Source organism: Salipiger sp. PrR002 (genome assembly GCF_010500775.1).
GTDB lineage: Bacteria > Pseudomonadota > Alphaproteobacteria > Rhodobacterales > Rhodobacteraceae > Salipiger.
In genome coordinates, this window is sequence record NZ_JAAGOU010000074.1 from 1 (window position 1) to 3,878 (window position 3,878).

Annotated in this window: 4 protein-coding genes and 1 pseudogene; 2 read left to right on the plus strand and 3 right to left on the minus strand. The window is 57.1% G+C overall.

All coding sequences use genetic code 11. From position 1 onward, the window contains the following. Positions 1–587 precede the first annotated feature (587 nt). Positions 588–842, plus strand: a complete 255-nt coding sequence (locus G0A00_RS26050) for a hypothetical protein (RefSeq protein WP_164185116.1) — start codon at positions 588–590, stop codon at positions 840–842. 258 nt (positions 843–1,100) lie between these two features. Beyond that, a pseudogene (locus tag G0A00_RS26055) lies at positions 1,101–1,600 on the plus strand (transposase); the annotation flags it as partial. Positions 1,601–1,660: 60 nt separating this feature from the next. On the opposite strand, the gene G0A00_RS26690 reads toward G0A00_RS26055, so the two are convergent. The 3 genes from G0A00_RS26690 to G0A00_RS26070 are packed head-to-tail and all read right to left on the minus strand — an operon-like array spanning position 1,661 to position 3,664. Beyond that, positions 1,661–1,960 carry a hypothetical protein gene (locus G0A00_RS26690; protein WP_235956774.1) on the minus strand — a complete coding sequence of 100 codons (300 nt, stop codon included), beginning with the start codon at positions 1,958–1,960 and terminating at the stop codon, positions 1,661–1,663. Next, positions 1,908–2,576, minus strand: a complete 669-nt coding sequence (parA, locus tag G0A00_RS26065) for a ParA family partition ATPase (protein WP_164185159.1) — start codon at positions 2,574–2,576, stop codon at positions 1,908–1,910. Before parA ends, G0A00_RS26690 begins: the two co-directional genes overlap by 53 nt. Before the next feature lie 59 nt (positions 2,577–2,635). Beyond that, a complete protein-coding gene (locus G0A00_RS26070) occupies positions 2,636–3,664 on the minus strand; it encodes a replication initiator protein A (RefSeq protein ID WP_164185158.1) in 1,029 nt (342 codons plus the stop codon). Positions 3,665–3,878 lie beyond the last annotated feature (214 nt).

The following is a 3,878-nucleotide window of genomic DNA, read 5'->3' on the forward strand; positions in this document are numbered from 1 at the left end:
CAATCTCCACACGTGAAGTATCGCAGCCTGCTAACCTTCCTCACATACTTGGGACAAGGCATGATGAGCGGGGCGCAAATCGCGTATCGGAGGCGCGCCGTCGACCAAGGCCTCTTCGCGGCAGCGCAGGACTTCCCAGATCTCTTCCGCCCCCGCACCTGATGAGAGGAAGGAAGGGCTCCTGAGGTTGACTGAGGTAGTGAGCGCGGCGAGCCCTTAACTGGGGGTCATCTCCGACGCCGCGCGCCGCAGCGTGATTAGCTCCGTCCCGCCGCGGGGCGCGCGCGCCGCGCTCCCTAGGCACAATATCACAAACAAGCGATTCTCATGGCTGCAAAATGGCAAGGCGATGAGCGCATCCAGTCCGCCAGTGGTGGGGTGTCACGCGGCCATCGTATTAGTGACGGATCATTCTCTAGTCTTTGCAGGTGCAATGCGTTTTCTCACGCAGTCCAAAACTGGTGAGCGCGTTACCTGAGCTGAGGGCTTCGAGCTTCAACAAAGCAGGCGTGTGCAAGCACTCAATACCCTCTCCCGAAAAGAACTTGAACACTACCCTAAAGAACTTATCCTACTGGGAAAATCTCTTGGATGTTGTCTTCATGCCAAACGCAGATCGGGATCTTCTCGCATACTTAGAGACGGTGAAGTCTCTCGAAGAGCAGCTTTCTGCGGCCTCGGCGAATCTGGGCGAAATTGAACTCTGCAATCCCAAAGCCCATCGGGTGGACACATTGGCAGGGCTTCGAGAAGAGCTCGAAGCAGTGATGCGTAGGGTCAGCGAGGCAGAACAAATCGCGCGGGCCCGCCTAGCAGCGGTGCAAACTTCTACATATGTGTAAAAAGACGAAGAAAAATGCATGTCTGGGCTACCTTTGGGTCTCCCAGAGAGATCACTTCCAAGCCGGCTTTGTTGCGCAAAGGGCGTGAAGCGCGGACCTCCCCTTTCCCTAGACGCACTTATCCGACGGGCTCGGTGACAGATATGCCGAGCGCGGTGGCGCGGATCTGGATTTCTGCGACTGAGCCAGCCCCTTAGAAGTGGTCCACCCATGAAGCCGGAAGTCCGATAGGATTTCGGTGAACAGGAGGACTACGGAATGGCTGGAAAGCGAGAGAAGCCGGAAGACATTGTCACCAAGCTGCGCCAGGTCGAGGTGCTGCACGGTCAGGACCTGTCGATGGCCGATGCGGTGCGCCAGATCGGGATATCGCAACATACGTTCTACCGGTGGCGGAAGCAGTATGGCGGGATGAACCGGGCACAGTTGTCGCGGCTGAAGGAGCTCGAGAAGGAGAACCTGAGGCTGCGGCGGGCGGTGTCCGACCTGACGCTCGAGAAGCTGATACTGACCGAGGCTGCACAGGGAAACTTCTAAGCCCTTCGCGCCGCCGCGAGTGCGTGGAGCATGTGCGCCAGACACTCGGCATCTCCGAACGCCGGGCCTGCCGGGTGCTCGGCCAGCACCGCTCTACGCTGCGCAAGCCGCCACAGGGCCGGGACGATGAAACGCGGCTGACAGCCGACGTCATCGAGCTGGCCCGGGAGTATGGCCGCTACGGCTACCGCCGGGTCGCCGTGCTGCTGCGCCGGGCGGGCATTTAACCCGGACCACTCGATGGGGTCAGCTCATTATCAGACCCACATTTGTGCTTTTGTTCATTTGCGGGTTATTCCCGCCTCGTCTTCCAGTTCCTTGGTTCGAGCCTCGATGTATGCCTGCAGCTCACCAACCATCTTCCTGTCGGTCGCGCTACAAGCGGTCTTGAACCGCGTGTGCAGGCCGGCCGGTAGGTCAAGGCTTAGGCGCTTCGTCGGTTCATCCGTCGCCGCAGCTTTCGCCACCGGCATTGATGCCCGTGTCGTATCATGCCCTGCCCCGCCTCGCTCGAACGCGAGGATTTGGTCATCCGTGGGCCGCTTTGGCTTCGGAGCCGCTGAAAACGTCTTCTTCGACATACCGCTCAATCTCTTTTGTTAGGTGTTCAATCTCACGAGCAGCGTTGCTATCGCCTGCCCACTCGAAAATCGTTTGCCCCATGGTCATGCCTTCCGCAAAGGCAACCCGCTGCTCAATTTCGCTCCCCAAAATCGGCAAGCCCGCTTCCGCGGCCATGTTGCGGATATCCCGGCCAATCACAGTTTTCCCTATTTTGCGGGAAACCACAAACCCACATTTGAGGGCGGGCTTAAATTCTTGCGCTTCCTTCACCTGGCGCACCGTCAGGTCGGATGCCCAGGTCGAAAGTCCCGAGGGCTCAATCGGGAGCGCCACGAAGTCCGAGGCCACGATACAAGACCGGGCTATCTCTTCGGCGTGAGGTGGACCATCGATTATTGTGTGGTCGTAGTCTTGGGCCAGCTTGAGCGCGTCTCGTGCCATGTTCGCACGCGCCATGCTCACGACCTGGAAGGGCGCTTCTTCGCGCAAGCTCGCCCAAGTCGTGGCCGAGCCTTGCTTGTCCGCGTCGATCAGAAGCACCCGATGCCCCTGACGTGCCAGACAGCCCGCCACGTTCACCGAGAGGGTGGTTTTGCCGACCCCACCTTTTTGGTTCAAGAAAGATATGATCATGAATCTACCTAACCACATTAGTGGTAAAGCGTAAAGCCACAAACCCACATTTGTGCGTTCTAGTTTTTGTACGCGCCGCGCTTACTGCAGAAGGCCAGAAAGTGCTTATCCGCATCCTTCACGTCGATAGCCTTATCATGCACCCATGACCGCCACTCATTTTCCAACACGTAGATGTCCCACCCAGGCGCGAGACGCCGCGCCTCATCATGGGTGTCTGGCTTTCTGAACCGCAACGCCAGAAAGGAGGGGGCGACCACCGCCTCAGCCCCCTTGGGGCGAAAGACAACGTTATCGCTTTCGATGCTCATGGTGTAGTCGGGGAGATGGTCATGCACCGCGTCATCCTCAATGATCTTCGAAATCAATCGCCTGAATTCTTTCGTGGTTGAGCCTGACCCGCACTTGTCGCGCAAGAGCTCGATGCCGCATTTCCACTTTGGCTGTGCACCACAATGCTTTCGGGCTAACTCGTAGAGCCGCCGTTCGAGAGGCTTACGAAGGAAAAAATAATCCTTGTTCAGCGTTAGAACATGGTTGTTCTCTATGGCGTCGAAAACCCAGTCCGACAGGGTAATCTCGACATCCTGCATTCGCCCGTCGCGCGTCTCTCTTACGATTTCCGCAGACTCGATGAGGCCGAAGACTCTGAAATACTCCTTGCCGCCTTGGCGGATGTTTGTCTCGATCTGCGTCCCTTGCAGCCGCCGGAGCGCATCCTTGAGCAGCTTGTAGCCTTGACCAGACGCCTGCCGGTTCGTTGCAACGAGCAAATCATGAGCCTTGAAGCGAAGTGTCCGGCTAACCGTTCGACCCTCGTTGAGCGCAGCCACGCACTGGCTGATACAGTAAATCAGCACATCTCGGTCATGCACCGTGGCCAGCCCGTACCGGGACGGTGACACTTCGATGAAGTTCTCGCCATTTTGATACCGCCGAGGCTTCATGTCAGGCTTGGTCGAGAGGGTGAATACAGGGTGCTCCATCGAGGCCATGTCACCCTTGGGGACGGCATCCACGATGTCACACACAAACAGGTCTTTTTGCGGATGACGGTCAGGCAGCAACGGGGAGCGTGAATTCGTCATTTCACACACCGCCGAGCACGTTCGAGGTTCGTCATTTTACACACCATGGGTTACTATCGTCATTTCACACACCGATCGTCAAGAGACGTCATTTCACACACCAATATCCTGTGGATAACTTTCTTAAGCTATCGTCATTTCACACACCAAACTTCGTCATTTCACACACCAAACTTCGTCATTTCACACACCAAACTTCGTCATTTCACACACC